Raw genomic sequence first — 2,473 nt, 5'->3', positions numbered from 1 at the left:
GTTTTATATAGAGAAGCAACAGAAGATGAGGTTAAAAAGTTTTTTTCAAATGACTTAGTAGATAAAAATTCTACAATTGGATTTGAAAATATAACTTCAGCAAAAAGAAAAAAAATATTATTAGCTTTATCTGAGTTAGAAAAGGGAAAAGAAATAGAAAAGTTAAGAGCTTATGGAAAGAAATATTATCCATCTCATTTTAAGAGTGATAAAATCTTAGTAAATAGTTTAGATAATATAGATGTTTTAATAAATGTTGTACATGAGCATTGCTATACTTCTGAAGTTACAAACCAAAAGAAAATAGCGAATTCTACAATGGATTTAGTATAATTAAAAACCTACAGTTTTAATCTGTGGGTTTTCTTTTGTTGTCATACACATGGATTACATGCTGCAACAAAGATTAACTTGGCTGGAAACTCCATTTTCCCCAAACTTCTTGTTATCGATATTCGTTTCTCCTCTAAAGGTTCTCTTAAACTTTCAATAACTACTCTGTCAAACTCTGTAAACTCATCTAAAAAAAGTACACCATTATTAGCCAAACTTATCTCCCCTGGTTTTGGAACTCTTCCTCCACCAATAATAGATGTGGCTGTAGATGTGTGATGAGGGTCTCTAAATGGTCTATTGACTACAATTGGAACTCTTTCATTTAGCTCTCCAGCTATACTATATATTTTAGTTGTTTCTATAATCTCACTTTCTGACATAGGTGGAAGTATCCCTATCAATCTTTTAGCCAACATAGATTTCCCACTCCCTGGAGAACCTACCATAATTATGTTATGCCCACCTGCTGCAACTATTTCAAGTGCTCTTTTAGCTCTAATCTGTCCTTTTACATCTTGCATATCCAAATTATTTTGATATACTTTACTAACATTTAACACTCTTTTACTTCTAACAACCCCCTCCTCTATAAATTTTACAACATCCCTTATATTTTTGATTGGTATAATCTCAATATCCTTTATTATTGAGGCTTCATCCATATTTTCCTCCGGAATTATAACCCCTTTAAAGCCCTTGCTTTTAGCTAACAAAACTCCATTGATAATCCCTTCAACTCCTCTTACTTCACCTGTTAATGAAAGTTCACCCATCAGTATATAATCCTTTAAAACTCCTTTATAATCTGATATAAACTTCATTCCAATCATTATTCCAATAGCAATTGGTAGATCAAAATGTGATCCTCTTTTTTTTATGTTAGCAGGTGTTAAATTTACAACAACTCTTCTAGGCTCTAAAAAATACCCCATATTTTTAATTCCAGACCTAATACGATCCTTACTCTCTGATATAGTGGTATCCCCTAAACCAACTATATTGAATATAGGCAATCCATTTGTCACATACACTTCCACTTCCACTAAAAATGGCTCAATTCCCAAATAGCTTGAACTCAACACCTTTACTAACATAACTCCCTCCTTGAATAAAAAAAGGGAGAGCAAAATATTTTGCTCTCCCTTTTAAAGTTATTATCTATTTTTTTCAACTACTACTTTTGCTAAAACTCCATTGATAAACTCATGTGATTTCTCATCACCATATTTTTTTGCTAACTCTACAACTTCATTAACAACTATTTCCGCTGGTACATCCTCAAATAAAATCTCATATGTCGCTATTTTTAAAAGAGCTCTCTCAACGTTTCCAATTCTTTCTAAACTCCAACCTGTAATGTTATCTTTTAATGTCTCTACAACTTTTTCATTATTTAAAGCTAATCCATTTGAATACTTTTCAATGAACTCCTTCTCATTTGTATTTAAATTAGTTTCGTCTCTTAGCATGTAGTCCGCTAAAGTTTCATCTAATTTTACTTCAGTTAACTCCGATTCAAAAACTATTTTAAATAACTCTTCTCTTGCTACTCTTCTACTCATTATTGTTTCCTTTCTAATCCTTTAATCTATTTAATATTTGTTTTTTTAACTTTTCTTGAAAATCTCTATCCCCTAATTTAAATCCTATAAATGCTAAAATTAATATAAAAATTGTTTTTAGCACTCCATATTCAACTAAAAGAATTCCAGCTATCAACCCTAGAATAGCATATAGATACTTTCTAAAGTTAAGAATAAAATTTTCAATAATTTTTTCTAACATCATATCTTGCCTCCTATTCTATTAAATCCTTTTTAATTGATAGTTTTGAAATTTTCACCTCTATATAATCAACTTTTAAATCTAGCTTTTGTTCTAAATTAGTTTTTATTAAGTTTTGTATATCTACAGTCTTTGTTGATAGATTATTATTCGATATCATATCTAGGTTCAATTTGACAAAATACTTGCTTCCTCTATTTCCACAATCTATTTTTAAACCTCTTATATCACTATCTTTTGATAAAATCTCTCTAATCAAATTTTTTACAGTATCTGTTGAAATATGTACTGAACCATGTTCATTTTTTATAACATAGTCCTCTTCTTTGGAAAAATTAGATAATAATTTTAA

The 2,473-nt window shown here is 29.6% G+C and carries 5 protein-coding genes; 1 reads left to right on the top strand and 4 read right to left on the bottom strand.

The window, feature by feature from the left end; all coding sequences use genetic code 11:
- On the top strand, positions 1-333 hold a 333-nt coding region (locus ACMOUI_RS12755; protein ID WP_418966074.1), incomplete at its 5' end, for a hypothetical protein.
- Positions 334-374: 41 nt separating this feature from the next.
- Here the strand turns inward: ACMOUI_RS12755 and ACMOUI_RS12750 are convergent.
- The 4 genes from ACMOUI_RS12750 to amaP form a co-directional block, all read right to left on the bottom strand.
- The gene (locus ACMOUI_RS12750; RefSeq protein WP_418966073.1) at positions 375-1,430 is read right to left on the bottom strand and encodes a YifB family Mg chelatase-like AAA ATPase; all 1,056 of its coding nucleotides are present in this window, start codon (positions 1,428-1,430) and stop codon (positions 375-377) included.
- A gap of 60 nt (positions 1,431-1,490) precedes the next feature.
- On the bottom strand, positions 1,491-1,898 hold the full coding sequence (gene nusB / locus ACMOUI_RS12745; protein ID WP_418966072.1) for a transcription antitermination factor NusB: 408 nt from the start codon (positions 1,896-1,898) through the stop codon (positions 1,491-1,493).
- A gap of 13 nt (positions 1,899-1,911) precedes the next feature.
- Positions 1,912-2,124 (bottom strand): DUF2273 domain-containing protein, encoded by a 213-nt coding sequence (locus tag ACMOUI_RS12740; RefSeq protein WP_418966071.1) that lies wholly within the window; start codon positions 2,122-2,124, stop codon positions 1,912-1,914.
- Between the two features lie 10 nt (positions 2,125-2,134).
- A partial coding sequence (amaP, locus tag ACMOUI_RS12735) for an alkaline shock response membrane anchor protein AmaP (RefSeq protein WP_418966070.1) occupies positions 2,135-2,473 on the bottom strand: 339 nt, incomplete at its 5' end.

The sequence above is a fragment of the Cetobacterium sp. genome (genome assembly GCF_048470075.1).
GTDB lineage: Bacteria > Fusobacteriota > Fusobacteriia > Fusobacteriales > Fusobacteriaceae > Cetobacterium_A.
The sequence above is the reverse complement of the archived record's forward strand: the minus strand, read 5'-3'. Positions and strand labels throughout refer to the sequence as shown.

Coding starts and splice junctions, on each gene's coding strand:
- nusB (WP_418966072.1), bottom strand. CDS start 1,898: ATGAGTAGAAGAGTAGCAAGAGAAGAGTTATTTAAAATAGTTTTTGAA.
- ACMOUI_RS12750 (WP_418966073.1), bottom strand. CDS start 1,430: ATGTTAGTAAAGGTGTTGAGTTCAAGCTATTTGGGAATTGAGCCATTT.
- ACMOUI_RS12740 (WP_418966071.1), bottom strand. CDS start 2,124: ATGATGTTAGAAAAAATTATTGAAAATTTTATTCTTAACTTTAGAAAG.